28 protein-coding genes and 2 tRNA genes are annotated in these 25,986 nt (G+C 64.2%); 29 read left to right on the top strand and 1 reads right to left on the bottom strand.

Annotated elements, in window-relative coordinates; translation table 11 throughout:
• Positions 1–119: 119 nt before the first annotated feature.
• From ruvB to VNC39_RS00105, 24 genes are all read left to right on the top strand, one after another.
• Positions 120–1,157, top strand: a complete 1,038-nt coding sequence (ruvB, locus tag VNC39_RS00220) for a Holliday junction branch migration DNA helicase RuvB (RefSeq protein ID WP_325394987.1) — start codon at positions 120–122, stop codon at positions 1,155–1,157.
• Positions 1,154–1,564, top strand: coding sequence for a tol-pal system-associated acyl-CoA thioesterase (ybgC, locus tag VNC39_RS00215; RefSeq protein ID WP_325394985.1), 411 nt, complete (start codon positions 1,154–1,156; stop codon positions 1,562–1,564). The genes ruvB and ybgC overlap by 4 nt, the downstream gene beginning before the upstream one ends.
• Positions 1,564–2,280, top strand: a complete 717-nt coding sequence (gene tolQ, locus VNC39_RS00210; RefSeq protein WP_325394983.1) for a protein TolQ — start codon at positions 1,564–1,566, stop codon at positions 2,278–2,280. The genes ybgC and tolQ overlap by 1 nt, the downstream gene beginning before the upstream one ends.
• Positions 2,281–2,721: a protein TolR gene (tolR, locus tag VNC39_RS00205; RefSeq protein ID WP_325394981.1), complete on the top strand. Its 441-nt coding sequence runs from the start codon at positions 2,281–2,283 to the stop codon at positions 2,719–2,721.
• Between the two features lie 107 nt (positions 2,722–2,828).
• Positions 2,829–3,791, top strand: a complete 963-nt coding sequence (locus VNC39_RS00200; protein WP_325394979.1) for a cell envelope integrity protein TolA — start codon at positions 2,829–2,831, stop codon at positions 3,789–3,791.
• 105 nt (positions 3,792–3,896) lie between these two features.
• Entirely contained in the window at positions 3,897–5,270 is a 1,374-nt protein-coding gene (gene tolB, locus VNC39_RS00195; RefSeq protein WP_325394977.1) for a Tol-Pal system beta propeller repeat protein TolB, read from the top strand.
• Between the two features lie 122 nt (positions 5,271–5,392).
• Positions 5,393–6,052, top strand: a complete 660-nt coding sequence (locus VNC39_RS00190; RefSeq protein ID WP_325394975.1) for an OmpW/AlkL family protein — start codon at positions 5,393–5,395, stop codon at positions 6,050–6,052.
• 336 nt (positions 6,053–6,388) lie between these two features.
• Entirely contained in the window at positions 6,389–7,162 is a 774-nt protein-coding gene (rpsB, locus tag VNC39_RS00185; protein ID WP_325394973.1) for a 30S ribosomal protein S2, read from the top strand.
• 125 nt (positions 7,163–7,287) lie between these two features.
• Complete coding sequence (tsf, locus tag VNC39_RS00180; protein WP_325394971.1) at positions 7,288–8,193, top strand: translation elongation factor Ts; 906 nt, start codon at positions 7,288–7,290, stop codon at positions 8,191–8,193.
• A 77-nt stretch (positions 8,194–8,270) separates the two neighbouring features.
• On the top strand, positions 8,271–8,999 hold the full coding sequence (gene pyrH, locus VNC39_RS00175; protein WP_325394969.1) for a UMP kinase: 729 nt from the start codon (positions 8,271–8,273) through the stop codon (positions 8,997–8,999).
• A 10-nt stretch (positions 9,000–9,009) separates the two neighbouring features.
• A complete protein-coding gene (frr, locus tag VNC39_RS00170; protein WP_325394967.1) occupies positions 9,010–9,576 on the top strand; it encodes a ribosome recycling factor in 567 nt (188 codons plus the stop codon).
• Entirely contained in the window at positions 9,576–10,286 is a 711-nt protein-coding gene (uppS, locus tag VNC39_RS00165; protein ID WP_325394965.1) for a polyprenyl diphosphate synthase, read from the top strand. The genes frr and uppS overlap by 1 nt, the downstream gene beginning before the upstream one ends.
• Positions 10,270–11,088: a phosphatidate cytidylyltransferase gene (locus VNC39_RS00160; protein ID WP_325394963.1), complete on the top strand. Its 819-nt coding sequence runs from the start codon at positions 10,270–10,272 to the stop codon at positions 11,086–11,088. The genes uppS and VNC39_RS00160 overlap by 17 nt, the downstream gene beginning before the upstream one ends.
• Positions 11,079–12,242, top strand: coding sequence for a 1-deoxy-D-xylulose-5-phosphate reductoisomerase (gene dxr, locus VNC39_RS00155; protein WP_325394961.1), 1,164 nt, complete (start codon positions 11,079–11,081; stop codon positions 12,240–12,242). The genes VNC39_RS00160 and dxr overlap by 10 nt, the downstream gene beginning before the upstream one ends.
• A gap of 2 nt (positions 12,243–12,244) precedes the next feature.
• Entirely contained in the window at positions 12,245–13,327 is a 1,083-nt protein-coding gene (gene rseP / locus VNC39_RS00150; protein ID WP_325394959.1) for an RIP metalloprotease RseP, read from the top strand.
• 201 nt (positions 13,328–13,528) lie between these two features.
• Positions 13,529–15,892 carry an outer membrane protein assembly factor BamA gene (gene bamA, locus VNC39_RS00145; RefSeq protein WP_325394957.1) on the top strand — a complete coding sequence of 788 codons (2,364 nt, stop codon included), beginning with the start codon at positions 13,529–13,531 and terminating at the stop codon, positions 15,890–15,892.
• On the top strand, positions 15,893–16,669 hold the full coding sequence (locus VNC39_RS00140) for an OmpH family outer membrane protein (RefSeq protein ID WP_325394955.1): 777 nt from the start codon (positions 15,893–15,895) through the stop codon (positions 16,667–16,669). It abuts the gene before it with no gap.
• A 9-nt stretch (positions 16,670–16,678) separates the two neighbouring features.
• Positions 16,679–17,728: a UDP-3-O-(3-hydroxymyristoyl)glucosamine N-acyltransferase gene (gene lpxD / locus VNC39_RS00135; protein WP_325394953.1), complete on the top strand. Its 1,050-nt coding sequence runs from the start codon at positions 16,679–16,681 to the stop codon at positions 17,726–17,728.
• Between the two features lie 5 nt (positions 17,729–17,733).
• The gene (fabZ, locus tag VNC39_RS00130) at positions 17,734–18,225 is read left to right on the top strand and encodes a 3-hydroxyacyl-ACP dehydratase FabZ (protein WP_325394951.1); all 492 of its coding nucleotides are present in this window, start codon (positions 17,734–17,736) and stop codon (positions 18,223–18,225) included.
• A 210-nt stretch (positions 18,226–18,435) separates the two neighbouring features.
• A complete protein-coding gene (lpxA, locus tag VNC39_RS00125; RefSeq protein WP_325394949.1) occupies positions 18,436–19,263 on the top strand; it encodes an acyl-ACP--UDP-N-acetylglucosamine O-acyltransferase in 828 nt (275 codons plus the stop codon).
• 6 nt (positions 19,264–19,269) lie between these two features.
• On the top strand, positions 19,270–20,085 hold the full coding sequence (locus VNC39_RS00120) for an LpxI family protein (RefSeq protein ID WP_325394947.1): 816 nt from the start codon (positions 19,270–19,272) through the stop codon (positions 20,083–20,085).
• A gap of 15 nt (positions 20,086–20,100) precedes the next feature.
• Positions 20,101–20,499: a lactoylglutathione lyase gene (gene gloA, locus VNC39_RS00115; RefSeq protein WP_325394945.1), complete on the top strand. Its 399-nt coding sequence runs from the start codon at positions 20,101–20,103 to the stop codon at positions 20,497–20,499.
• Between the two features lies 1 nt (position 20,500).
• A complete protein-coding gene (locus VNC39_RS00110; RefSeq protein ID WP_325394944.1) occupies positions 20,501–21,697 on the top strand; it encodes a sulfotransferase family protein in 1,197 nt (398 codons plus the stop codon).
• A gap of 346 nt (positions 21,698–22,043) precedes the next feature.
• The gene (locus tag VNC39_RS00105; protein ID WP_325394942.1) at positions 22,044–22,205 is read left to right on the top strand and encodes a hypothetical protein; all 162 of its coding nucleotides are present in this window, start codon (positions 22,044–22,046) and stop codon (positions 22,203–22,205) included.
• Positions 22,206–22,351: 146 nt separating this feature from the next.
• Here VNC39_RS00105 and VNC39_RS00100 read toward each other — a convergent pair.
• Positions 22,352–22,427, bottom strand: a tRNA-Asn gene (locus VNC39_RS00100).
• A 90-nt stretch (positions 22,428–22,517) separates the two neighbouring features.
• Here VNC39_RS00100 and VNC39_RS00095 point away from each other — a divergent pair.
• From VNC39_RS00095 to VNC39_RS00075, 5 genes are all read left to right on the top strand, one after another.
• Positions 22,518–22,604 (top strand) — tRNA-Leu (locus VNC39_RS00095).
• A gap of 514 nt (positions 22,605–23,118) precedes the next feature.
• Positions 23,119–23,307 (top strand): Flp family type IVb pilin, encoded by a 189-nt coding sequence (locus VNC39_RS00090; protein WP_349255469.1) that lies wholly within the window; start codon positions 23,119–23,121, stop codon positions 23,305–23,307.
• A gap of 420 nt (positions 23,308–23,727) precedes the next feature.
• On the top strand, positions 23,728–24,267 hold the full coding sequence (locus tag VNC39_RS00085) for an A24 family peptidase (protein ID WP_325394940.1): 540 nt from the start codon (positions 23,728–23,730) through the stop codon (positions 24,265–24,267).
• 3 nt (positions 24,268–24,270) lie between these two features.
• Positions 24,271–25,110 (top strand): Flp pilus assembly protein CpaB, encoded by an 840-nt coding sequence (gene cpaB / locus VNC39_RS00080; protein WP_325394938.1) that lies wholly within the window; start codon positions 24,271–24,273, stop codon positions 25,108–25,110.
• A partial coding sequence (locus VNC39_RS00075; RefSeq protein WP_325394936.1) for a pilus assembly protein N-terminal domain-containing protein occupies positions 25,110–25,986 on the top strand: 877 nt, incomplete at its 3' end. The genes cpaB and VNC39_RS00075, both read left to right, overlap by 1 nt.

The following is a 25,986-nucleotide window of genomic DNA, read 5'->3' as shown; positions in this document are numbered from 1 at the left end:
ATGACTCTGGCCATGGGCGGTGTCATCGACACAGCCCATGGCCCAGCATAGTAAAAGTTTTTGCGCCGCTTTTTTCAAAAAGCGGCCTCTTTCTTGTTTCTGGCGAGCGGGCCTAGGTCATGACTGACGATCGCATCCTTTCCGGCGAGCGCGCCGTTGACGATTTCGCCGAAACCTCCCTGCGGCCGCAGACGCTTGAGGATTTCACGGGGCAGCAGGCGAGCCGGGAGAATTTGCGCATTTTTATCGAGGCGGCGAAGGCCCGCGGCGAGGCGCTGGACCATGTGCTGCTGCACGGCCCGCCGGGGCTGGGCAAGACCACGTTGGCGCAGATCGTCGCGCGGGAGCTGGGCGTCGGCTTTCGCGCCACGTCCGGCCCGGTGATCCAGAAATCCGGCGATCTTGCGGCGATTCTCACCAATCTGCAGCCGCGCGACGTGCTGTTCATCGACGAAATTCACCGCCTGCAGCCGGCGATCGAGGAAATTCTCTATCCGGCGATGGAGGATTTCCAGCTCGACCTGATCATCGGCGAGGGGCCCGGCGCGCGCACCGTGCGCATCGACCTGCCGCCTTTCACCCTGGTCGGCGCCACCACGCGCTCGGGCCTGCTGGCCACCCCCTTGCGTGACCGCTTCGGCATTCCGCTCCGCCTGATCTTTTACACCACTGAGGAGCTGAGCCGCATCGTCAGCCGCATGGCGGAGAAGCTGGAGATCGGCCTGACGCGGGAAGGGGCCACGGAAATCGCCCGCCGGGCGCGCGGCACGCCGCGCATCGCCGGGCGTCTGACGCGGCGCATCCGCGATTTCGCCGCCGTGGCCGGGGCGCGGACCATCGACCGCGACGTGGCGGATGCGGCGCTCACCCGCCTCGACGTCGATCATCTCGGCCTGGATGCGATGGACATACGCTATTTGCGCCGCCTCGCTGAACATCATAATGGCGGGCCGGTGGGCGTGGAAACGCTGGCGGCGGCCCTGGCCGAGGCGCGGGACACGTTGGAGGATGTGGTGGAACCCTATCTGATTCAGGAAGGGTTTCTGGTCCGCACCAGCCGCGGCCGCATGCTGGGGGATCCCGGTTGGCGGCATCTGGGGTTGAAGCCGCCGCAGACCCGTGGCACGCAACCCGACCTGTTGGGTGACGAGTTTTGATCCATCGCTACGAATTGCGCGTATATTATCAGGATACGGATGCCGGGGGCATCGTGTATCACGCGAATTATCTTGCCTTCGCGGAACGCGCGAGGGCCGAGGCGCTCCGCGCCCTGGGCGTTCCGCATGCGCAGATGGTGGCCGAGCATGGCGTGATGTTTGTGGTGCATCGCGTCAATTTGCATTATCAGCGCCCGGCGCGGCTGGATGAGGTGATTCGCATCGAAACGGAGATCACCAAGGTTGGCGGTGCGACTGTGACAATAAATCAACATTTCTGGCGAGACAGCGACTCGCTGGTTGTGCTGGAGGTTGCGCTGGGCTGCGCGCGCCTGGCGGATGGACGGCCAGCGAGAATCCCAGCGGATTGGGCACGCAGGTTGAAGAGTGAAGAGGGGCAGACATAGTGGATCAAGCGGTTAACTCGGCTGCGCTGGCAGCGCCTTCGGCGAATCTCTCGCTCTGGGGCCTGTTCCTGGAAGCCGATATCGTCGTCAAACTGGTGATGTTGATTCTGCTGCTCGCCAGCGTCTGGGTCTGGGCGATCATCATCGAGAAAGTGCTCTCTCTGCGCCGCGTGAACCGCGAAGCCTCGGAGTTCGAGGATTCCTTCTGGTCCGGCGGCAGCCTGGACGAGCTGTATGAGCGCGAGGGCGCCGACCCCACCAACCCGATCGCCGCCGTGTTCGGCGCGGCGATGAGCGAGTGGAAGCGCAGCGTGCGCATCTCCGGCATCGATATCGGCCACACCGGGGTGAAGGAGCGCGTGGACCGCGCCATGAACGTGACCATCATGCGGGAAATGGAGCGGCTGGAACGCTACATGATCTTCCTCGCCTCGGTCGGGTCCACCGCCCCCTTCGTCGGCCTGTTCGGCACGGTCTGGGGCATCATGCACTCTTTCTCGGCGATCGCCGCCATGCACAATACCGACCTCGCGGTGGTCGCCCCCGGCATTGCCGAGGCGCTGTTTGCCACGGCGATCGGCCTGGTCGCGGCGATCCCCGCGGTGCTGGCCTACAATAAATTGAGCAACGATCTGGCGCGCTTCGCCGCGCGGCTGGAAGGTTTCGGCGCGGAATTCGCAGCGATCCTGTCGCGGCAGTCCGAGGAGCGCAAATAAATGGCGGGCGGCCTCATGGGGCCCGGCAACGGCAACGGGCGGCGCCGCTACCGGCCGATGGCCGAGATCAACGTCACGCCGCTGGTCGACGTGATGCTGGTGCTGTTGATCGTGTTCATGGTGACGGCGCCGATGATCACCTCCGGCGTCAACGTCAACCTCCCTCAGGCCAACGCCAAGCCGGTGAATTCCGATTCGACGCCGATCACGATCACTGTGAATGCGCAGGACCAGATCTATCTGCAGAACAGCCAGGTGCAGTTGAGCAACCTGGTGGCAACGTTGCAGCAAATCTCGCAAAACAATCCCGACCGGCGCATTTTCGTGCGCGGCGACAAGGATGTGAGCTATGGCGATATGTTGCAGGTGATGGCGACCATCACCCAGGGTGGCTTCAGCCATGTTGCGCTTCTGGCCCAGCAGCCGAGCGCGGCTCACTGAGGCATGATGGCTTTCGGCCCATCATGCGCTCGTTATTTGGCATGAGCGCAGGCGCGGCTCGGCCGGCGCGCCGTGCCGCTCTGATGAGAGGTTAAAGGACAGGATACGTGGACCGGGGCATGCGCCGCAGCGCGCTCATCTCTTTCAGCATCCATCTGGCGGTCGTGCTGGCAGCGATTCTTTCGCTGCCGCCGCTCAAGCTCAACTCTTCGAACGATGAGGGGGTGAGCGTCGACCTGGTCGGCCCCTCCACGGCGTCGCAGGAGGCGAATGCCCCTGGCAAGGTGCCGGCGCCCACCAACACGCCCACCGTGACCAAGGCCCCGCTGGCGGTGAAACAGCCGCAACCGGCGCCGATCGTGCAGCCGCCACCGCCGCCCCCGCCGCCGCCGCCGGCACCTAAGGAAGCGCCGCCCTTGCCGACGCCGCCGGCCCCGGCTCCGCCGCCACCGCCGCCGACCGAGAGCCCGGTGCCGCTGCCTTCGCCCCCGCCGCCTCCGCCGCAGCCACCGCAGCCCAAGACCAGTACGTTGGTGCAGCCGAAGCTGCCGCTTCCGCCGGTGCCGCAACCGCCGGCGCCGACGCAGAGCCCGACGCATCAGCAGCACGTGGTGAAGACGCCGGTGCCGCTGAGCCAGAACGTGCTGAACACGCTGATGAAGCTGCAGGCGCTGCAGAAACAAACCCAGCCGCCCACCGCGCATTACAACCCCGCCCAGGGGGGCGCGCCCAATGGCGGCGGCAGCAATCAAAGCACTTCGAATTCCGGGCTTAACGGCGCCCAGCGCGACGCGATCGGCAACCATGTGCGGCCGTGCTGGACGATCGATGCCGGCGCGCCGGGCGTTTCCGGGTTCCGGGTGCAACTGACCGTGACCACAGACGCCTCCGGCACGGTCCGGGAAGCGACCGTGTCGTCAGCGGATCAGGGCCGGCTCAGCGATCCGCTCTTCGCCGCCTATGCGCAGCGCGCCATCGACGCGGTCGAGAATTATCAGTGCGCGACCCTGCCGCTGCCGTCCTATATGCTTGGTCATAACCAGACATTCACTTTTGAATTTTCACCGTAGATGAGAATAAGCTTGCAAGAGTCCCCGCTCATTTTCTAGCGGGCGTGTATCCCGATCGCATGCCGGGTGTCGCCCGGGCGAATGCCATTGTCAGGAGGTCTGTTTATGACGCGTTTCAGAATGCCCCCCTTTTCCCGTCGCGGCGTGATCGGCGCCGGTGCCGCCTCGCTGCTGGCGCCGACGCTGTTCAGCTCGCGCGCTCATGCGCAGGCCGCCCCGGGTGGCGCGCCGGCAGTGGGGGGCAACGGCCCGGCGATCAGCGTGTCCGGGGCGCAGAACGCGCCGATTCCCATCGCCATCGCGCCGTTCACCGACAGTTCCGGAGTCGGCGCGCAGATCACCGGCGTATTGAGCAATGATCTTGCCCATAGCGGCTTGTTCCGGGCCATCGATCCAGCGAGCTTCGTGCCGAACTCGGTGAATAACGGCACGCCGGTCTGGCAGAACTGGCACATTCTCGGCGCTCAGGCGCTGGTGACAGGCTCCGTGACCGACCAGGGCGGTGGCCAGCTGCGGGTGGAAGTCCGGCTCTGGAATGTCGGCAGCCAGCAGCAGTTGCAGGGCACCGCCTACACCACCACGGCCGGCAACTGGCGGCGCATCGCGCACATCATCGGCGACGTGGTGTACCAGCAATTGATCGGCGAGAAAGGCTATTTCGATTCACGGGTCGCCTATATTTCCGAAGCCGGTCCTGTGACGAGCCCGATCCGCCGCCTGGCGGTGATGGATTATGACGGCGCCAACAACCAGTTCCTGACCGATGGCCGGTCGATGGCGCTGTCGCCGCAATATAACCCGACGCGCCAGCAACTCGCTTTCGTAAGCTTCCAGAGCAACCGCCCGCAGGTCTATCTGTTCGATCTGCAAAACGGCGCGACCCGGTCGGTCGGCGCCTTCGGCGACATGACCATCGGCCCGCGCTTCTCGCCCGACGGCAACTCACTCCTGATGTCGGTGACGCGCAATGGCGGGGCGGCGATCGTGCGGGTCAATCTCGATGGCGGCGGCATGGTGCCGCTAACCGATTCCGCGTCGATCAATGTCACCCCGTGCTATTCGCCGGACGGGTCGCAGATCGTCTTCAATTCCGACCGCGACGGTGACCAGCAATTGTTCGTGATGAGCGCGAACGGCGGTCCCGCCAAGCGCATCAGCTATGGTCCCGGCCAATATGCCGAGCCGGCCTGGTCGCCGACCGGCGATTTGATCGCCTATACGTTCTGGGGGCAGGGGGGCTTCGGCATCGGCGTGATGCAGCCGGACGGCTCGGGCGAACGCGTCCTCAGCCAGGGCTTCTTAGTCGAAAGCGCAACTTTCTGTCCGAATGGAAGGGTGCTGATGTTCTATCGCCAGACGCCGCTCGCCTCCGGCCACAGTTCGCGCCTGGTCACGATCGGCGTCGACGGGTTCAATGAACGTCTGGTCGACACCCCGACCTACGCGACCGACCCGTCCTGGGGCCCGCTGCTGTCGTGATGTTTTCGCTCTCGGGGCGGTGTAACCGCCCCGAGAGCCCGTTGAATTTGCTTTGAATCAAAGCCGGGTTCGCTTCAAGCGCGTAGGCCCATGCTCGCGTAACGAGCATGGGAGACTTGGCGATGAAGTGCTTACCCGTAGCGGCGCTGGCCGGCCTGCTGGCTGCCGCGGCATTCAGACCTGCCTTGGCGCAGAATTATTTCAATGAGCCGACCGGCTACCAGGCGGGCGACGTGCTGGTCCATCTGCGCGCGATCGGCGTGATCCCCGAGAATTTCTCTTCCTCGGTTTCGGTCATTGGCGGTCATGTGAGCACCACCAACCAGGTGACCCCGGAAGTCGACCTTTCCTATTTCCTCACGCCGCATTGGTCGGTCGAGGCAATTGCCGCCACCTCGCGGCATGAAGTGTCGGCGACCGGCACGGCGCTGGGCAAGGTCGATGTCGGCAGCGTGTGGGTCCTGCCGCCAACCATCACGCTGCAATATCATATGCCGCAAATCGGCCCGTTCCGCCCTTATGCCGGCGTCGGCCTGAGCGTGATCTTCTTCTACGACAGCCATGCCGCCGGGCCGACGGTGGACAAGGTCGGCTACAATATCGGCGTCGGCCCGGCGCTGGACGCTGGCTTCGACGTGCCGCTGAAGGGGCGCTGGGTGGCGAATTTCGACGTCAAGCAGATGTTCGTGAGCACCGAGGCGCGTATCAACCACAGCGCCATCATTGCCAAAACCGCTTTGTCGCCGACCGTGATCGGCGCCGGCATCGGCTATGTGTTTTAAGAAAGAAAGCAGCCGCTTTTTGAAAAAAGCGGCGCAAAAACTTTCATTATGCTGGAGCATGGGCGTTGTCGCCGACACAGCCCATGGCCCAGCATAGCAAAGTTTTTTTGCTACTTTTTGTTCACAAAAAGTAGCCTTCCTTCCTTAATTCCCCCCTGCGCAAAAATTCACCGGGTGAAAACTTGCTTTTGCCGGTCATCTTTGCGATAGGGCGCGCGTCGGCATGTGCCGGCAAATTCACACGCAGGGTGCCTTTCCTTGGGGAAACCCTCGGTCCGGTGGCTTCGGCCCTGACCCTGCGGAGGTTCAACCGGATTTATAGGAAAGTACTGCCTCATGGCACTCCCTGACGTTTCTCTGCGTAACCTGCTCGAATCGGGCGTTCATTTCGGCCACCATACCCGCCGCTGGAACCCGCGCATGGCGCCGTATCTGTTCGGCGTGCGCAACCAGGTGCACATCATCGACCTGCAGCAGACCGTGCCGCTGCTCGAGCGCGCCCTCAAGGCCGTGCGCGACGTGACCGCCGCCGGTGGCCGCGTGCTGTTCGTCGGCACCAAGCGCGCCGCTGCTGACTATGTGGCCGAATCCGCCCAGCGCTGCGGCCAGTATTACGTCAACCACCGCTGGCTTGGTGGCATGCTGACCAACTGGAAGACCATCACCGGCTCGATCAAGCGCCTTCGCCAGATGGATGAGCTGCTCGCCGGCGAGACTCAGGGCCTGACAAAGAAAGAAGTGCTGAACCTGACGCGCGACCGCGAAAAGCTGGAACGCGCGCTGGGCGGCATCAAGGACATGGGCGGCCTGCCGGACATTCTGTTCATCATCGACACCAACAAGGAAAAGCTGGCGGTCGAGGAAGCGAACAAGCTCGGCATTCCGGTCATCGCCGTGCTCGACTCCAACTCCGACCCGGCCGGTGTGACCTATCCGGTGCCGGGTAACGATGACGCGATCCGCGCCATCACCCTGTATTGCGACCTCGTCGCCGGCGCCGTGCTGGACGGCATTTCCGCCGAGCTGGGCGCCTCCGGCGCCGACCTGGGCGCGGCCGCGGAGCCGATGGTCGAGGCGCTGCCGGAATCGGACGCCGAGACCGCCGCCTGAAATTCGAGCCGGCTCCCGCAAGGTGAGCCGGTTTTCGCCTGACTATGTTTTGTGATTGCCGGTATGGTCGGGATTCGCGGAATCCCGGTCAGGCCGGCATTGCCCTGAGCTGAAGGAGCAAGAGAATGGCTGAAATTACTGCCGCAATGGTGAAAGATCTGCGCGAGACGAGCGGCGCCGGCATGATGGACTGCAAGAAGGCGCTGACCGAGAGCAATGGCGACATTCAGGCCGCCATCGACTGGCTGCGCAAGAAGGGCCTCTCCGCTGCCGCCAAGAAATCCGGCCGCGTGGCCTCCGAGGGCCTGGTCGGCGTCGCGCTGGCGCCCGGCAAGGCGGCGATGGTCGAAATCAATGCCGAGACCGATTTCGTCGCCCGCAACGAGGCTTTCCAGAATTTCGTCCAGACGGTCGCGGGCGTCGCGCTGACCACCGGCGAGGATGTGGAGGCCCTGAAGGCCGCTGCTTATCCCGGTACCGGCCGTACCGTTGCCGAGGAGATCGTGCATCTGGTCGCGACGATCGGCGAGAACATGACCGTGCGCCGTGTCGCCGTGATCGATGTGCCGGGTGGCGTGGCCGCCGCCTACATCCATGGCGCGCTGAAGCCGGGCCTGGGCAAGATCGGCGTCATCGTCGGCCTGGACGGCAAGGCGGATGAGGCGATCGAGACGCTGGGCAAGCAGATCGGCATGCATGTGGCCGCGACCCGTCCGGACGCGCTCACCATCGCCGAGGTCGATCCCGCCACGCTGGAGCGCGAGAAAAACGTGCTCTCCGAGCAGGCCCGCGCCTCCGGCAAGCCCGAAGCCATCATCGAGAAGATGGTCGAAGGCCGTGTGAAGAAGTTCTATGAAGACGTCGTGCTGCTGGAACAGGTCTGGGTGCATGACGGCGAGAGCAAGGTGAAGGCCGTGGTCGAGAAGGCCGGCGCCAAGATCACCCGCTTCGTGCGGTTCCATCTCGGCGAGGGCATCGAAAAGGAAGTCACCGACTTCGCTGCCGAGGTCGCCGCCGCCGCCGGGGTTTAAGCCTCACCGATTGCTATGCTAAGCCGGGGCGGTTCAAGCGTTTGGCTTGGACCGCCCTTCCTGTACGGAGTCCCTTTATGTCGCCGATTCCCCCGTATAAGCGCGTCCTTCTGAAAGTTTCCGGCGAAGCCTTGATGGGAGTCGGCAATTATGGGCTGGACCCCGACACCGTGAACGCCATTGCCAACGATGTCAGAGACGTGGTGGCGATGGGTGTCCAGGTTTGCCTCGTGATCGGCGGCGGAAATATTTTCCGCGGCGTCGCAGGAGCGGCGGCCGGCATGGACCGCGCGCAGGCGGATTACATGGGCATGCTGGCGACCGTGATGAACGCGCTGGCCTTGCAGTCGGCGCTGGAGAAACGCGAGGTGCCGACCCGGGTGCAATCAGCCATTCCCATGGCCTCGGTTTGCGAGCCCTATATCCGTCGCCGCGCCGAACGGCACATGGAGAAGGGGCGCGTGGTGATTTTCGCCGCCGGCACCGGTAATCCGTTCTTCACGACCGATACGGCGGCGGCGCTGCGCGCCGCGGAAATGAACTGCGACGCGCTGCTCAAAGGCACGCAGGTCGACGGCGTGTACTCCGCCGACCCGCGCAAGGAGAGCAACGCCGTGCGTTATGAGGAACTGACCTATCTCGACGTTCTGGCGCGCGACCTCAACGTCATGGATGCCGCTGCGATCAGCCTGTCGCGCGAGAACAAGCTGCCGATCATCGTTTTCAACATTCATGCGCCGGGAGCCTTCGCCGCCGTCATGCGCGGGGAAGGGCGCTTCACCCGGATCACGGAACCCCGGAATTAAGGACGAATCAATGCCCGCCGATCTCGCTTCCCTGAAACAGGACCTCACCCGCCGCATGGACGGCGCGCTGGACGCGCTGAAGCGCGAGTTCGGCGGCCTGCGCACCGGCCGCGCCAGCCCGGCGCTGCTGGACCCGGTGAAGGTCGAAGCCTACGGCCAAATGATGCCGCTCAATCAGGTCGCCACTGTTGCGGTGCCCGAAGCGCGGATGCTGACCGTCCAGGTCTGGGACCGTTCGATGGTCAACTCCGTGGTCGCCGCGATTCGCGATTGTGGGCTGGGCTTGAACCCACAGCCGGATGGGCAGATGGTACGTGTTCCGCTGCCCATGCTCACCGAGGAGCGCCGCGCTGAACTGGCCAAGACGGCCGGCAAATATGCCGAAAACGCACGCATTGCCGTGCGTGGCGTGCGGCGTGACGGCATGGAGCAGATCAAGGCTTTGCAAAAGAAGCATGAGATCAGCGAGGACGACGAGCGCAACTGGTCGGACGAGGTGCAGAAACTCACCGACGGTTACATCAAGCGGCTCGACGAGAGCCTGGCTGAGAAAGAAAAGGACATCCGCCAGGTCTGATGGCTGATCTTTCGTCTCGCCCGATTCCCCTGCACATTGCCATCATCATGGATGGCAATGGCCGTTGGGCTGCAGCCCGTGGCGTACCGCGTGTCGCCGGCCATCGCGAAGGCGCTCGGGCGGTACGGCGGACGATCGAAGCGGCCGTTGCCCACGGTGTGCGCTATCTCACGCTGTTCGCGTTCTCGTCGGAGAACTGGCGGCGGCCGGCGGGGGAGGTGGCCGATCTCACGTTCCTGATGAAACATTATCTGCGCAGCGAGCTGGCTGAACTGCACGAGCAGGGCGTGTGCCTGAAGGTAATCGGCGAACGCGAGCGCTTCGGGCCGAATTTAACGGCTGAACTCGCCGCGGCGGAGGCGAAGACCGCCGGCAATACCAGACTCACGCTGGTGATGGCGCTCTCTTATGGCGGCCGGGCGGACATCGTGGCGGCGGCGCGGCGGGTCATCGGGGCCGGGCTGGCGCCGGAAGCGCTCAACGAGCAGATTTTCGCGCGCTACCTCTCGACCGATGGGATTCCCGATCCCGATCTGCTGATTCGCACCAGCGGTGAAGAGCGTATTTCCAATTTCCTGCTCTGGCAGCTCGCTTATGCCGAGATGTTCTTCACCGACGTGCTGTGGCCGGATTTCGGCGCGGACGAATTCGCCCGGGCGCTCGCTGAATACGCGACCAGGGAGCGGCGCTTCGGTGCGCGTCCTGCCTGACATGTCGGCCTCGACGGCGAATGGCCGCTGGTCGGATTTCGGCATTCGCCTGCTTTCGGCGGCAATCCTCGGTCCGGTGGTGCTGGCATGCGTGTGGTCCGGCGGCATTGCCTGGACCATTCTGGTCGAGCTGGGCTTGTTGGGGCTTGGGCTGGAATGGGCGCGGCTGATGAGAGGTGATCGCCGCCTCTTGGTGCTGTTGCCGCTTGCCTTGGTGCTGAGCGGCGTGGTCGCGATGGTGGCCGGCTACCCGGCCGCCCTGGCGGTGATGGCGCTGCTCACCGTCCTGATCGCGCTGCGCTTCGGCTTGTTCATGGCGATCGGCCTGCCTTATGCCGGGATTGGCGGGCTCGCGCTGCTATGGCTGCGCCTGCAACCGCATCGCGGCCTGCACGACACTCTGTTTCTGCTCATCGTCGTCTGGGGCACCGATATCGGTGCCTATCTGGTGGGCCGCGTGGTCGGCGGCGCCAGGCTGGCGCCGCGCATCTCGCCGGGCAAGACCTGGAGCGGCTCGCTCGGCGGGCTGGTCATTGGCGGGTTTTGCGGTGCTGTGGTGGCGAGCGGCCTGCATGGGCTGGACGCTTTGGCGCTGCTCACGGGCGGCTTGCTCAGCATCTTTGCCCAGGCCGGCGATTTGCTCGAAAGCGCGATCAAGCGCAAATTGGGGGTTAAGGACTCCGGACGAACGATCCCCGGCCATGGCGGCCTGTTCGACCGGCTCGATGGTTTTCTGGCGGCCGCTCCCGTGGCGGTGATTTTGGCGCTCAGCGTACATGGAGGCTTGCCGTTATGGGGCTAAAGACTTTGTCGGTGCTCGGTTCCACGGGGAGTGTCGGCACACAGACCCTTGATATTATAGCAGAAAACCAGAACGATTATCACGTTCGCGCCTTGATCGGCGGGCGCAACGTCGCCTTGCTGGCGGCGCAGGCGAAGCAGTTCCGCCCTGAACTGACGGTGATCGCCGAAGCCGGCCTCTTGAACGAGTTGCGTGACGCGCTGGCCGGCACCGGGCTCGCCTGCGCCGCCGGGCGGAGCGCGGTGCTGGAAGCATCGGCGCTGCCGGTGGACTGGACGATGTCCGCCATCACCGGCCTTGCCGGGCTGGAGCCGACGCTGGCGGCGATCAATCATGGCGGCACGATCGCCTTTGCCTGCAAGGAATCGCTGGTCTCGGCCGGCGATGTTTTTCTTCGCGCCGTGGCGCGGGCCAAGGCCACGCTGCTGCCTGTCGATTCCGAGCATAACGCCATCATGCAGGCGATGGCGGACGGCAACGCCAAGTCCGTGGACAAGATCATCCTCACCGCCTCGGGGGGGCCATTCCGCAACTTCGATCTCGAGGCAATGCGCGCCGTCACGCCGGAGGCGGCATTGCGCCACCCGGTCTGGTCGATGGGCGCGAAGATTTCCATCGACAGTGCGACCATGATGAACAAAGGCCTCGAAGTGATTGAGGCTGCGAGATTGTTCTCGTTGCCGTCGGAGAAGATCGAGGTACTTGTGCACCCGCAATCGGTGATCCACGGCATGGTCTGTTACGCCGACGGCAGTGTGCTGGCGCAACTCGGCTCGCCGGACATGCGGATCCCCATCGCCCATTCGCTGGCCTGGCCGCTGCGTCTTTCCACCGGCGCGCCGCGGCTCGATCTGGCTGCCGTGGCGCGGCTGGATTTCTCCCCGCCCGACGAGGCGCGGTTCCCGGCGCTGCGCCTGGCGCGCGAGGCCCTGGTGGCCGGGGCCGGCGCGCCGACGGTGCTGAATGCCGCCAACGAGGTCGCGGTTGCCGCGTTCCTGGCGCGGCAGATCGGCTTTCTCGACATCGCCGGCATCGCGGAGACATTGCTGCAGCAGTTCGGCGCCCCGCCTGTGCCGGATCTCGAGGCGGTTCTGGCGCTCGATCTCGCGGTGCGGAACGCCGCCCAGCAACTGGCAACGGCAAAGGCGGCCTGACCATGTTCGACCTGATCCGCGCCATTCTGTCCTACATCGTGGATCTCGGTGTCCTCGTGTTCGTTCACGAGCTTGGGCATTATCTCGCGGCGCGCAGCCAGGGCGTGGTGGTGGAAGCCTTTTCCATCGGGTTCGGCCCGACGCTAATGTCCTGGAAGGCGAAATCCGGCACGATCTGGAAGATTTCCGTGCTGCCGCTCGGCGGGTACGTGAAGATGCAGGGCTGGGGCGAGGCGAATCGCGACGCGCCGGCGCTGCCCGGCTCGTTTTCCGCCTGCTCGCTCGGGTCCAAGGCGCTGATCGTCGCCGCGGGGCCGTTGGCCAATATGCTCCTGGCCTTCGTGCTGTTCGCCGGCCTGTTCATGAGTGTGGGGCAGGTGGTGGTGCAGCCGGTGCTGAGCTCGATCCTGCCGCATTCACCGGCTTTCATGGCGGGCCTGCAGCCGGGCGACCGCGTGCTCGCCGTGGACGGGCGGAAGATCGATAATTTCACGCAGCTGCAGAATATCGTCATGGCGCATCCCAACGGGGCGGTGACGATGACGTTGGACCGGCACGGGCAGGTTGTGACGCAGCCGGTGAAACTCGGCACGGTCTCCGAGGACGGCACGAAAATCGGCCAGCTCGGCGTGGTCGGGACCGAATCTCAGCTCCGCCGTTATTCGCCGCCCGGCGCCGTGGTCGCGGCCGCACAGGAGACCTACAGCCAGACCACGACGATGTTGTCCGGGCTGTACCGGCTGTTCGTGCACCGCCAGGGGCTGAGCCAGTTGGCCGGCCCGCTCGGCATCGCGCAGATCAGCGGCAAGGTCGCCGCTATGGGCTTCATCAGCGTCGTCAATCTGATCGCGCTGCTGTCGATCAATCTCGGCCTGGTCAATCTCGTGCCGATCCCGGTGCTCGATGGCGGGCATTTGTTGTTTTATGCGGCGGAGGCGATTTATCGCCGGCCGCTTCCGCCTCGTGCCCAGGATATCGGGCTACGATTCGGCATTGCCGTCATTCTCTCTTTGTTCTTCGTGACCACGCTCAATGACCTCACGCGTCTCGGCGCGGTCAGTTGGGTTGTCCATCTGTTTGGATAAGACGACCGTATTTCAAGACAAGGTGCCCCATGCCCCGACGGGCCCCTTAAAATTTCCCTGACAGTGGGGCACAATGGACCAGAGACTCGGCGGTTCCGGCACGGCAAGGCTGGCCTTGCCGCGGGGTCCGGCGCGTGCCAAACGCCGCGAAGAGAAAATACTCCGGCATGCCGGGGGCTGTATTGGTTTGGGAGATTTTAATTGCTGAAGCCGCGCTCGGCCTTACTGGCCTCCGTTTGCCTATTGCCGGCCCTGCTGGTCCCAAGCCCGTACGAGACCGCAAGCGCGCAACCAGCGTCGCAGCACCGGCCCACTTCCGGCCATGGCAGCGTGGCACCCGGCGGCACGATCGCGGCGATCCATGTCAGCGGCAATCACCGCATCGAGTCCGATACCATCACGTCTTATATGGTGGTGCAGCCGGGTGGCCCCTTCGACCCGCAGGCCATCAATGAGTCGCTGAAGACGCTCTACGCGACCGGCCTGTTCAGCAGCGTGTCGATCCGCCGCGACGGCAACGATCTCGACGTCGTGGTCGCGGAAAACCCGACCGTCGACCAGATCTATTTTTCCGGCAACAGGGTTCTCACCAACAAGGAGGCTCAGGCCGCGATCAGCCTGAAATCACGTTCGGTCTTCACGCCGGCGGCCGCCGAGGCCGACCGCCGCGCGTTGCTCGATGCCTATGCCAAGAAGGGTTATTACAGCGCCACCGTCACGCCGAACATCATCCGCCTGCCGGACAACCGTGTGAACGTGGTGTTTCAATGCACCGAGGGCCAGCAAACCCTGATCGCGCGCATCATTTTCATCGGTAACCACCATTTCAGCCAGAGCCACCTGCGCGAAGTGGTCTCGTCGCGCCAGGCCGCCTGGTATCGGTTTTTCTCGAGCGCTGACCAGTATGATTCGCAGCGCGTCGAATATGACGAATATCTGCTGCACCAGTTCTACCTGCATAACGGCTACGCCGACTTCAACGTCGTCAGCGCCAATGCGGAGCTGAGCCCGGACCGCAAATCCTTCTATCTGACCTTCAATGTCTCCGAGGGGCCGCGCTACCGCGTCGCCAGCCTGAAAATCGTCTCGACCGTGCCGGGCCTGTCGGTGGACAAGCTTCGCGGCCTGATGCCGCTGGCCAAGGGCGACTGGTTCGACGGCGATGCGCTGCAGGAGGGGGTGACGGCGCTCACCACTCGGGCGCTCAATCTCGGCTATAGTTTCGCCCAGGTGAATCCGATGGTGCAGACCCATCCGGCCACCAAGACGATGGACATCACGCTGAACGTGGTCGATGGGCCGCATATCTACATTCAGCGCGTCGACATTACCGGCAACACCCGTACCGAAGACCAGGTGATCCGCCGTGAGCTGACCCTGGCCCCGGGCGATGCGTACAACCAGGCCAAGGCCGACCGCTCGACCACCAACCTCAAGAATCTCGGCTATTTCAAGGCTGAGAAAATCACCACCACGCCGGGCTCGACGCCGCAGCAGGTGATCATGAACACCGCCGTCACGGAACAGGCGACCGGCCAGTTCTCATTGGGCGGCGGCTACTCCACCGATCTCGGCGCGTTGCTCAATGCCGGGCTCAGCCAGAACAATTTCCTCGGCACCGGCGTCGATGCCTCGATCAACGCGCTGCTCGCGCAGCGCGGCTCGCAGATCAATCTGGGCGTCACCAACCCGTATTTCCTGGGCCGCAACCTGATCGCCGGCTTCGACCTGTTCCGTTCGGCTACCGACTCCTTCACGGCGGCGGCGCAGTCCCTCAGCTATGAGGAAAGCGATATCGGCGGCGACGTGCGGTTTGGCTACCGGTTCAACAGCCATGTCCGCCAGTCATTCACCTATACGCTCAGCCAGCGCGATCTGTTCGGCGTTCCCACGGGCTCCTCGATCTATATTACCAGTGAGGAAGGTCCCAATACGCTCAGCCAGATCAGCCAGACGCTGACCTTTGACTATCTCGACGACGAGATCTCGCCCACCAGCGGCCTGAATATCAATCTGACGACCGATTTCGCCGGCGTCGGCGGCTTTGCGCGTTATTTCCGCTTCAGCCCGGATATTGCCTATTATATCCCGCTGGAGCATGTCTTCGGCAACAAGGCCTGGGTCTTGCGTCTGCACGCCACGGGCGGTTACCTGCTTCCGGTGCTGGGTTACCAGGATCAGCTCGAGGACCGGTTCTTCCTCGGTGGCGACAATCTGCGTGGCTTTGCCGATGGCGGTGTCGGTCCGACCGACAACGCGACGGGCGATGAAATCGGCGGTAAATATATGTGGACGCAGTCCACCGAGCTGCATTTCCCGCTGCCGGTGTCGCCGGATCTCGGCGTCTCGGGCTTCGCCTTCGTCGATGTCGGCTCGCTCTGGGGGGCCAGGGAAATTCCCGGGCACCCGATCACCGACGATACCGCCCCGCGCGTCGGCGCTGGTGTCGGTATTTCCTGGAATACGCCTTTCGGCCTGATCAATCTTTCGCTTGCCCAGCCAGTGGTGAAGCGGCCCGGCGATCAGATTCAGCAATTCCGTGTTTCTTTTGGTTCGAGGTTCTAAGTGTCAGCATTCACCCGTTCACGTCCGGTCCTTTTCGCCGCGCTTGCGGCGCTCGCCGCGCCGGCGGCTTTCGCGCAAACCTCGTCGCCCGGCTATTTCATGCCGCCGGCCGCGCACCCCGCGCCTATGCCCGCGCCGCACGCGGCCCCGGCGATGGCGCCTGCGCCCGCGCAGCCCGCGCCGCAGCCGACGCCGGCGATTCCCCAGCTGCCCGCTCTGCCCAAGGAGTCCGCGCCGCCGGTCGCGGTGATCGGCGTGCTGAGCGTGCCGGAAGTGATGCAGAAATCCACCGCCGCGCAGGGCGTGCAGAAAGTGATCCAGGCGCGCCAGGCCGCGCTCGGCCACGATGCACAGAACGCCCGCGGCAAGATCCAGGCCGCGCAGGAACATATCCTGGCCGAGCGCGGGCATCTGAGCGATGCACAGCTCGAGGCCCGTGAGCAGGCGCTGCGCAACCAGATCGCTGCGACCCAGACCCAGTTCGAGGAACGCAACCAGGCGATCCAGAATTCCGGCCAGGCGGCGCTGAACGAGATCGAAGCCGAGCTGATCGCGATCATCCGGCAGGAAGCCGAGGCGCACGGCATGAATCTGGTGCTGCACCGCGAGCAGGTGGCGCTGAACGTCAATGCGTTCGATATCACCGGTGAAGTGGTCGACCAGCTCAATAAACTGCTCCCGTCGGTGAAGGTGCCGCCCAGCGTCGTGACGCCGGGCATGACCGTGAGCGCGCCCGGGGGACAGGACGATCAGGTCGGGCAGGGTGACGGCCAATAGGATCGGGTGATGGTTGATGTCGTAAAACCCGGTGACGCCCAGTTCTTCACGCGCACCGGCCCCCATTCCCTGGCGAGCCTCGCCGCGCTGATCGGCGCGGCGACGGACCAGCCGGAGCGGGTGATCAGCGGCGTCGCGCCGCTGCAGTCCGCCGGGCCTGACGATGTGAGTTTCCTAGACAACAGGCGCTACGCGGATCAGCTCCCCGGCACCAAAGCCGGGGCGGTTATTTTACACCCCGACTTCGCCGCGCGCGTGCCGGCCGGCACGGTGGCGCTGGTCACGCCCGAGCCTTACATGGGCTGGGCGAAAGTCGCGGCGCTGTTTCATCCGGCGCCTGCGGCCAAGGCCGGCATCCATCCGAGCGCGGTGGTCGATCCGACCGCCGAGATCGACGCCGGCGCTGAAATCGCCGCAAATGCGGTGATCGGCGCGCGCGTGAAGATCGGCGCCGGGACGGTAATCGGTCCCCTGACCTCGATCGGGGACGGGGTGAGCATCGGGCGGGACTGCCGGATCGGCGCGCAGGTGACGGTGTCGCACGCCATCATCGGCAACCGGGTGGTGCTGTTTCCCGGCGTGCGTATCGGCCAGGATGGATTCGGTTTCGCCATGGGCAAGGAAGGGTTCCTGGCGGTGCCGCAGCTCGGCCGCGTGCTGGTCGGCGACGGCGCGGAGATCGGCGCCAACGCCACGATCGACCGCGGCTCGGCGCAGGACACCGTGATCGGCCCCGGCGTGCATATCGATAACTTGGTGCAGATCGGGCATAATGTGAACATCGGCGCTTACAGCGTTATCGTCGCCCAGGCCGGCGTGTCCGGGTCGACGACGATCGGGCCGCAGGTGATGATCGCGGCACAGGCCGGGCTCACCGGACACTTGAATATCGGCCGTGGCGCGCGCATTGGTGCGCAGTCCGGCGTGATGAGCGATGTCGGTCCCGGCGAGGAAGTGCTCGGCGCTCCGGCGCAGAATGCCAAGGCATTTTTCCGGGAGGTCGTGACCCTCCGCAAACTCGCCCAGACCGGGCGGAAATCCAATAAGGCAGGTGGCTGAAACCCATGGACGACGCGACGCAAACAGTGCTTCCCCCGGTGGACATCGCCGTGATCGATGTGAAGCAGCTGCAGCAAATGATTCCGCATCGCTACCCGTTCCTGCTGGTCGACCGCATGGTCGAGGTGCGGCACGGCCATTCTGCGGTCGGCATCAAGAATGTTACGGTGAACGAGCCGTTCTTTCAGGGGCATTTCCCCGGTCATCCGGTCATGCCGGGCGTGCTGGTCATCGAGAGCATGGCGCAGACCGCGGCGGCTTTGGTGATCTCGACCCTGGGGCCGTCGACCGGCGCGCCCATCGTCTATTTCATGTCCATCGAGAACGCGAAATTCCGCAAGCCGGTGGTGCCGGGCGATCAGTTGCGCCTGACCATGACCAAGGACCGCCGCCGCGGCAATGTCTGGCGCTTCAACGGGGTGGGGCATGTCGACGGCGTGGTGGTCGCGGAGGCCACCGTCACGGCCATGATCATGGACGAGGTGAAGCCCGCCTAGTGCGCGGGCGGATAAGAGCGCATTGCGCCGCAAGTCGCGTGAGCGATGGCGCGTGCGACACAGAGGTGAGCATGAGGGTGGCTGAGCCCTCATGCTTTCCAGGCGACGTCCGGTCTTTCAGAGCCGCAGACATACGCTGTAACAATGATTGACTAGCTGCATTGCCGCCGCGCCCTTACAGCACTGGCGGTTCATGAATCGGAAGACCTGATGTTGAAGTCGCTGCACGATATGATCCATCCCACCGCCATCGTCGCCCCGAGCGCCAGTCTTGGCGCCAATGTCAAAATCGGTCCGTTCTGCACGATCGGGCCGGACGTGGTGCTGGAGGACGGGGTCGAACTGGTCTCGCACGTGGCGGTCGAGGGCCGGACGCGCATCGGCGCCGGCGCCAAGCTCTTTCCGTTCTGCACCGTCGGGCTCGAGCCCCAGGATCTGAAATACAAGGGCGAGCCGACCGAGACCGTGATCGGGCCGCGCACGCAGATCCGCGAACATTGCTCCATCCATCGCGGCACCGTGACCGGCACCGGCATCACCCGCATCGGCGCCGACTGCCTGCTGATGGCGGTGGTCCATGTCGCGCATGATTGCGACATCGGAGACGGGGTGATCGTCTCCAACAACGTGGTCATGGGCGGGCATGTCGAGATCGGCGCGCGCGCGGTGATCGGCGGGGCGGCGGCGCTCCTGCAGTTCGTGCGCGTCGGCGCGGGCGCCATGGTCGGCGGCCTGACCGGGGTGCCGAGCGACATCACGCCCTATTGCTTCGCGTTCGGCTCACGCGCCGAGCTGGTGGGCCTCAACATGATCGGCCTGCGCCGGCGCGGCCTCGACAAGACGCAACTGCACCATATCCGCGCTGCCTACCGCTACATTTTCTCCGGCCCCGGGGTGTTCGCCGACCGCGTCCAGGCCGCGCGCGCCGAATATGGCGACAACCCCTTCGTGGCCGAGATGCTCGGCTTCATAGACACGCCGAGCCGCCATGGTCTGCTGACCAACGTGGCCCGGGCTTCCGGCGCGAACGAGGACTAAATTTCCATGAGCGCTCTGGGCATCATCGCCGGGGGCGGCAGGCTACCCGGCGATGTGGCCGCCGCCGCGCAGGCGGCGGGGCGTGAGGTCTTTATCGTCGCGCTGGAAGGCTATGCCGAGCCTGAGGTGGTGGCGCCCTATCCGCACCAATCATTCCGCATCGATGCCGTCGGCGCCATGCGCCAGGCGTTGCAGGCGCATGGCTGCCGGGAGCTGGTGATCATCGGCCCGGTCAAGCGGCCGTCGATTTTCTCGCTGCGGCCGGACGCGGAGGGCATCAAAATGCTGGCCCGGATCGGCCGCGCCGCTTTTGGCGGGGATGACGGGCTGCTGGGTGCGGTGCTGCGCGTGCTGGGCGAGGACGGGTTCGCGGTGGTCGGCGCCCATGAAATTCTCGGGGGCGCCCTGGGCAAAGCCGGCCTGCTCAGCGCCAATGCGCCCGATGAGACGGCGCTGGCCGATATCGGCCGTGGCGTCGAGGTCCTGAAAATCATCGGTGCGGCGGATATCGGCCAGGCCTGCGTGGTGCAGCAAGGCATCGTGCTGGCGGTGGAAACGGTCGAGGGGACCGATGCGATGCTCGCCCGGGTTGCCGCCGTGGCCCGGCCGGGCCCGGCCGGGGTGCTGGTGAAGCTTGCCAAGCCCGGCCAGGAACGGCGCGCGGATCTGCCGACCATCGGCGTGGAAACCATCCGTCAGGTGCAAAATGCCGGTCTGCGCGGTGTGGCATTTGAAGCGGGAAGCACTATCTTGGCAAACAGATCGTTAATGATCGAAGCTGCCAATGCCGGTGGGATCTTCCTGCTTGGCGTTGAACCGTAACGGAGAGACGAAAGAATGAGCGAATTTACCTTCCTTCATACGATGTTGCGCGTTCGCAACCTTGAAGAGAGTGTTGCGTTCTATACCAATTTGCTCGGGATGAAAGAGCTCCGCCGCACCGAGGTGCCGGACGGTAAATATACGCTGGTGTTTGTTGGCTACGGCCCCGAAACGAACAATACCGTGCTCGAGCTCACCTATAACTGGGGCGTGGACAGCTACGAGATGGGCAGCTTTTTCGGCCATCTGGCGCTCGGCGTTCCCGACATTTACGCCACCTGCGAGACCCTGCGCAAAGCCGGCGTGAAAATTTCCCGTGAGCCGGGGCCGGTGAAGTTCGGCACCACGGTGATCGCGTTCATCGAGGACCCGAACGGCTATAAGATCGAGCTCATCGAGCGCAAGCCGCATTGAGATGCGCTGGCCGTATCGGGCGCTGAGCGCGGCCTTCGGAATCGCCGATGCGGTGGTTCCGAAGGCGTGGCTGCCGAGCACGCAGCCCGACGCGCTCATCGAAGCCGCCGGTGCCAACCCCGCGCCCGCGGCGCGGGAAGGGCTGCGGCACCTGATCACGGCCATCGATGCCGATTCGAAACTGACCTTTTTCGGCAAGGTCTCGCTCCGCTGGGACATGATCCGGCTGTTGCGCAACGCGCAGCATGTCGAGGATGCCCAGCGGGACCCCGCCATCGCCTCGGCGCCGGTACAGGCGCCGATTTTCGTTCTGGGCCTGCCGCGCAGCGGTACCACGTTCCTGCATTCGCTGCTGGCCGAGGACCGCGACAATCAGGTGCCGCGCAACTGGCAGATGATCTATCCCGGGAAGCGGCCGGATGATTTCAACCCGCAAACCGACCGGCGCGCGCGCGCGGTGGACAAGCAGCTGAAATTATTCGCCGGACTCGCGCCGGGCTTTGCCGGCATGCACCCGATCACCGCCGACAGCCCGCAGGAATGCAGCGAGATCACCGCGCATGTGTTCCAGAGCCTGCGCTTCGACACGACCTTCCGCGTGCCGACCTATCTGCGATGGGTCGAGGCGCACGGGCATCATGAGGCTTTCGCGTTTCATAAGCGGTTTTTGCAGTATCTGCAGGCGGGGGTGCCTGCGCGCTGGGTGCTGAAATGTCCGGACCATACATTCTCGCTCGATGCGATTTTGGCGGTCTATCCGGATGCGCGTTTCGTCGTGGTGCATCGTGACCCGATCGCCGTGCTCGGCTCGGTGGCGCATCTCACCGAAGTGCTGCGGCGGCCGTTTCTCAGCAATATCGACCCGGCCGAAATCGGCGCCCAGGTCGGCGCGCGCTGGATCGAGGGCGCGAATCTGCTGCTGGCATTCGACCGCCGGCCCGATGTCGAGCCGGTGCGGAAAATCCATGTGCATTACGAGGAACTGACCGGTTCGCCGCTGACGGTGATCGAACGGATCTACAACCAGTTCAGCCTGAAGCTGCGCGCGCAGGCGGTGGCGGCGATCTCCGAGAAAATTGCCGCCAGGCCGCGCGGCGGTTACGGCAATCACGCGCCGTATTCGCTGGAGAGTTTCAAGCTCAGCCCGCAGGCGTTGCAGACGCAGTTCGCGCCTTATGTGAGCCAGTATTGCCGCTAGAGCGCGATGACTTTAAGTCGAACCATTTCATGGTTCGACTTAAAGTCTGAATCGCCCTCTAGCTTATATCTAGAGGCGGATTCAGATTTTAGAGCGGATCATCGCTACGCGATTCGTTCTAAAATCATCCGGCTCTAGGGCGTATCGCTTTCACAGGACCGTGACGGATACGGCAAAACACGCGCAAGCGTTCGTCGTGCCGGCGTTGGCCCATGTAAAATCTTTGTGATTCCGCGGTTTGCCGGTGCACGGCAAACCGCGCGAGGCGCAAATTGCGCAACGCGCGATCAGCGGCGCCGACCGCTTTGCCGCAGCTCTCATCGTCAAAATACGAGGATATACCGGCATGAAACGCATCATGCTCGTGGTGACGATGGCCGCCTCCATTGCGATCACCGGCTGCGCCGCGCCGCCGCCGGATCTGGTCGAGAAAATCAACGCGGCCTACCATACGCGTTTTCCCGTCGCCGAGCAGACTGGCGCCGCCCAGGCGCCGGGGCCACCTTAGGAAAGCGTCTTTCCCGGAGCGCGGCGGGTCGCGCCGACGATAAAAGCGAAAAAATCGCAGCACGGGCAGCGCCTTGTTGACGCCGTCACTTCCCCCGGGCCGTTCGGCCGCGGGCGGAAAAGACTTAAGGGAAATGCTGGAGAAAATGGCTCCCGAAGTTGGACTCGAACCAACGACCGAGCGATTAACAGTCGCTTGCTCTACCAGCTGAGCTATTCGGGATCGTGAGCGGCCGTATAGCCAATCCGAAGAGGCGACGCAAGCGGGGCAGGTTGATTTTATATGGCCACTTGCGTACTAGGGTGACCGTATGCGGGCGTGGTGGAACTGGTAGACGCGCCGGACTCAAAATCCGGTTCTGGTGACAGAGTGTCGGTTCGATTCCGACCGCCCGCACCACCCTCTATTTTACAATACGGTCGCTTCTTTTCCTTCGAACGTGAGGCGTGATTGCGCGGCTCGCTTGCGGTGCGCGGCGAGGGCAGGGCGCGCGCGGGCCTGTGGCCGCAGAGATTCACGTAACTGTGATGGCCAGTTTGTCCAAAAATCCCGACGTGAATAATATTAATAAAATTTAATCGCGTCGCGAGCCGCCGCAAAGTTTTGCGCGAGTTCGTATAATTAAAGTTTTTAATTCTAAAAATTATGAATAATTTATCGTGTTTTTTCGTTTTTTGGTCCGACGCTTATTGCGGTTTGTTATCAGATTACCAAAATAATCTAACGTTTTTCTCGCGCGATACGCGAGCAGCGCTTTTGAATATTTGACTAAACCCCTGTATTTCCATGTATTGGAGCCAACCTCAACGCGGGTTGGCGTCATGGATGCCTGATTAGCTTTTTGTTACCTTTTGGGACTTTGGTCATTTCCGACTCTGCCGCGCGGTTGCTCTCTCACTGAAAAGGACTCGCTATGCTGGTAAATTACGTTCGCACGGCTATCGCTCTCAAGTTGCACTCCCTCAAAATGGACCGCCGTGCGGTCACTGCGATTGAATACGCGCTGATCGCCGCGCTGATTGCGGTGGTGATCATCGGCGCTGTGAGCACGCTCGGCAACAATGTAACGAGTACCTTCAATAAGGTCTCTTCCGAGCTCTAAGCCGCTGGCGCCGCGCTCCCGAATCGCAGCGACGGCCGTGGGACGCCACGGCCGTTTTTGTCTCAAGGTGCGGCGGCGGCTGCAATTTCAGGTGGTTTTTGTATGCCTCCGGCAGGGGCGCGGCCGGCGCAACGCCAGGGCGGGCGCTTTCATGCAAATTTAACAACCTCAAGATGAAGGCGCGCATCCGGAACGACACATTGCCCCCCAGCGGCCGGGTCATGCCGGGTCTTGTTAGATCAAAGCGCGCCATGCGTCGTTTGAACTATCGCAGGTTGAATCGCAGCGAGATCAAAACGTTTTGACGGCACGTTCAGCAAAAGCTCTTAAGACGGCTGCGAATTGGATGACGGTCGGATTTAGGATAGGTAATACAAGCTGGTTACATCCGCGGAAATGGAGATTGGAGACGACATTGGTGTGGCAGGGCCAATTTACGGTGCGCACGTGCTGATGCTGGTCTTCGCGATCCTCGCGGCGCTGCTGCTGGTCTATGCGGCCTTGCACGACATCGCGGCGCGCACGGTGCCGAACTGGCTGCCGCTTTGCCTGGCGGCACTCGGCTGCGGCGCGCGCCTTGCCGATCATTCCCTGCTCGCCGGCGCGGTGGTCGCGCTGGTGACGTTTGGCGTCTTGTTCGGCCTGTGGCTCGCCGGCGCGATGGGCGGTGGCGACGTTAAGCTTTGGGCGGCGACCGCCTTGATAATCCCGCCATTCCTCCGGCCTCAACTCGGCTTTTTGCTGAATGTGCTGCTGCTGGGCGGGGCGCTGGCAATTCTCTACCTGCTGCTGCGGGTCTGCGTGCCGCGGCCGCGCGCCTCGCGTCGGGGCACCCTGCTGCGCCGCATCGTCCGTGCCGAGGCCTGGCGGATCGGCCGCCGCGCGCCGCTGCCATACGCCTGCGCCATCGCCGGCGGGGCGCTTGCGACCCTCTTGCCCCTTTCTTTCAGCGTTAGGTAGAACATGGTTTTTCGGCTTGGGATTTTCCTGGTTCTGATCGTCGCGCTGATCGTGGTCTCGGTGTTCGGCCTGTCGATCCTCAACCATTCCAAGCACCAGGCGGCGGCCCCGGCGCCCACGGCGCGCATCCTGGTGGCCACCACCAATTTGCAGGGCGGCAGCTTGCTGCAACCGGCCGACATGGCCAGCGCCACGGTGCTGGCGGCGGCGCTCCCGGTCGGCGCCAGCCTCGACACGCCGGAGAATCGCGCCGCCCTGGTCGGCGCAATGGTGCGCACAGCGATCAGCGACGGGGCGCCGATCCTCGACAGCGCCATCATTCATCCCGGCGATCACGGCTTCCTGGCTGCGGTACTGGCGCCGGGCATGCGTGCGGTCACGGTCGGGGTCGACGCGATCTCCGGCGCCAACGGGTTGATCTGGCCGGGCGACAATGTCGATGTGCTGCTGACCGAGACGATCCCCGGCGCGCCGGGCGCCAAGAGCATCGCCGCCGAGATCGTGCTGGACGACGTGCGCGTGATCGCCACCGGCCAGGAGGTGGTGAAAGACGCCACGCCGGGCCCCAATCCGCAGCCTCCGGCGCAGACGGTGACGCTGGAAGTCACGCCGGACCAGGCGGCGCGCTGCCTGGTGGCCTCCAGCCTCGGCAAATTATCCCTCATCGTGCATTCGGCCGAGATGCAGACCGGGCAGTTGCCGGCGCAGGACCTGCCGCCTTCGCAGCCGGTCTGGGCCGGCCAGGTGTCCCCGGCGCTCGCCAACACCCAGCCGAGCTCGCCGCAGATCTCCACGGTTCACGTCTTCCAGGGCTCACCCGAAGAACAGGATTACAGCTTCTGATGTCCCGCCTTTACGTTACTCTTCTACTCGCCGCCGCCGGCTTCGGCCTTTCTGCAGGCCTGGCGCAGGCGCAGCCGCTTGCATCGAACCGGCCGGGCATGGCGAGCGCGCCGGTCTATGTCCGCAGCATCTACATCGCCAAGGGCTCGGGTCAGCTGGTCCAGTTGCCGCAGCCGATGGCCGATCTGTTCGCCGCCGACCCGGCCGTGGTTGAGGTGCGGCCGGCCAGCCCGAACACGATGTTCGTGTTCGGCAAGGATCTCGGCCAGACCACGATCGTCGCGACCGATTCGGCCGGCACGCCGGTCGCGCGGCTCACCGTGGTGGTCTCTCCGTCGGCGTTCGCGAAGAGCCGGCTGCAGGCGCAAGCCCAGGTCACCGCACCCGGCGCGGATGTGACGGCCGAGAGCGAGGCCGGCGGCATGATCGTGCGCGGCACGGTGCAGACGCCCGAGGACGCCGACAATGTGATGAGTCAGGCGCGGCTGATTTCGCCGGGCGGCACGGTGGTCAACCAGCTCCAGGTGCGTGAGCCGATCCAGGTCGAGCTGAAGGTCCGCATCGCCACGATGTCGCGCACCATCACGCGCCAGCTCGGCATCGATTGGGGACAGGCCACCATGGCCGGCATCATGATCGGCAAGTTCACCATCACCGGCAATACCGGCACCAGCGCGCCCTCCATTTCCGGCACCACGCCCGGCACCCTCGGCGTGACTTTCCCCGGCGGCACGTTCCAGGGCGTCATCGATGCGCTGGCCTCGGACAATCTCGCCCATGTGCTCGCGGAGCCGACCCTGACCACGCTGAGCGGCACGCAGGCGAGCTTCCAGGTCGGCGGGGAGTTTCCGATTCCGATCAGCCAGACCAATGGCG

This window comes from Acidocella sp., assembly GCF_035535915.1.
Classification (GTDB): domain Bacteria; phylum Pseudomonadota; class Alphaproteobacteria; order Acetobacterales; family Acetobacteraceae; genus Acidocella.
Note: the sequence above shows the minus strand (reverse complement) of the source record. Positions and strands in the feature narration are given on the sequence as shown.

Bases quoted from the DNA above. Each gene is read 5' to 3' on its own strand.
- ruvB (WP_325394987.1), top strand. From the start codon at position 120: ATGACTGACGATCGCATCCTTTCCGGCGAGCGCGCCGTTGACGATTTC.
- tolR (WP_325394981.1), top strand. From the start codon at position 2,281: ATGGCGGGCGGCCTCATGGGGCCCGGCAACGGCAACGGGCGGCGCCGC.
- tolB (WP_325394977.1), top strand. From the start codon at position 3,897: ATGACGCGTTTCAGAATGCCCCCCTTTTCCCGTCGCGGCGTGATCGGC.
- VNC39_RS00190 (WP_325394975.1), top strand. From the start codon at position 5,393: ATGAAGTGCTTACCCGTAGCGGCGCTGGCCGGCCTGCTGGCTGCCGCG.
- rpsB (WP_325394973.1), top strand. From the start codon at position 6,389: ATGGCACTCCCTGACGTTTCTCTGCGTAACCTGCTCGAATCGGGCGTT.
- tsf (WP_325394971.1), top strand. From the start codon at position 7,288: ATGGCTGAAATTACTGCCGCAATGGTGAAAGATCTGCGCGAGACGAGC.
- pyrH (WP_325394969.1), top strand. From the start codon at position 8,271: ATGTCGCCGATTCCCCCGTATAAGCGCGTCCTTCTGAAAGTTTCCGGC.
- frr (WP_325394967.1), top strand. From the start codon at position 9,010: ATGCCCGCCGATCTCGCTTCCCTGAAACAGGACCTCACCCGCCGCATG.
- uppS (WP_325394965.1), top strand. From the start codon at position 9,576: ATGGCTGATCTTTCGTCTCGCCCGATTCCCCTGCACATTGCCATCATC.
- dxr (WP_325394961.1), top strand. From the start codon at position 11,079: ATGGGGCTAAAGACTTTGTCGGTGCTCGGTTCCACGGGGAGTGTCGGC.
- rseP (WP_325394959.1), top strand. From the start codon at position 12,245: ATGTTCGACCTGATCCGCGCCATTCTGTCCTACATCGTGGATCTCGGT.
- lpxD (WP_325394953.1), top strand. From the start codon at position 16,679: ATGGTTGATGTCGTAAAACCCGGTGACGCCCAGTTCTTCACGCGCACC.
- fabZ (WP_325394951.1), top strand. From the start codon at position 17,734: ATGGACGACGCGACGCAAACAGTGCTTCCCCCGGTGGACATCGCCGTG.
- lpxA (WP_325394949.1), top strand. From the start codon at position 18,436: ATGTTGAAGTCGCTGCACGATATGATCCATCCCACCGCCATCGTCGCC.
- VNC39_RS00120 (WP_325394947.1), top strand. From the start codon at position 19,270: ATGAGCGCTCTGGGCATCATCGCCGGGGGCGGCAGGCTACCCGGCGAT.
- gloA (WP_325394945.1), top strand. From the start codon at position 20,101: ATGAGCGAATTTACCTTCCTTCATACGATGTTGCGCGTTCGCAACCTT.
- VNC39_RS00110 (WP_325394944.1), top strand. From the start codon at position 20,501: ATGCGCTGGCCGTATCGGGCGCTGAGCGCGGCCTTCGGAATCGCCGAT.
- VNC39_RS00105 (WP_325394942.1), top strand. From the start codon at position 22,044: ATGAAACGCATCATGCTCGTGGTGACGATGGCCGCCTCCATTGCGATC.
- VNC39_RS00090 (WP_349255469.1), top strand. From the start codon at position 23,119: ATGCTGGTAAATTACGTTCGCACGGCTATCGCTCTCAAGTTGCACTCC.
- cpaB (WP_325394938.1), top strand. From the start codon at position 24,271: ATGGTTTTTCGGCTTGGGATTTTCCTGGTTCTGATCGTCGCGCTGATC.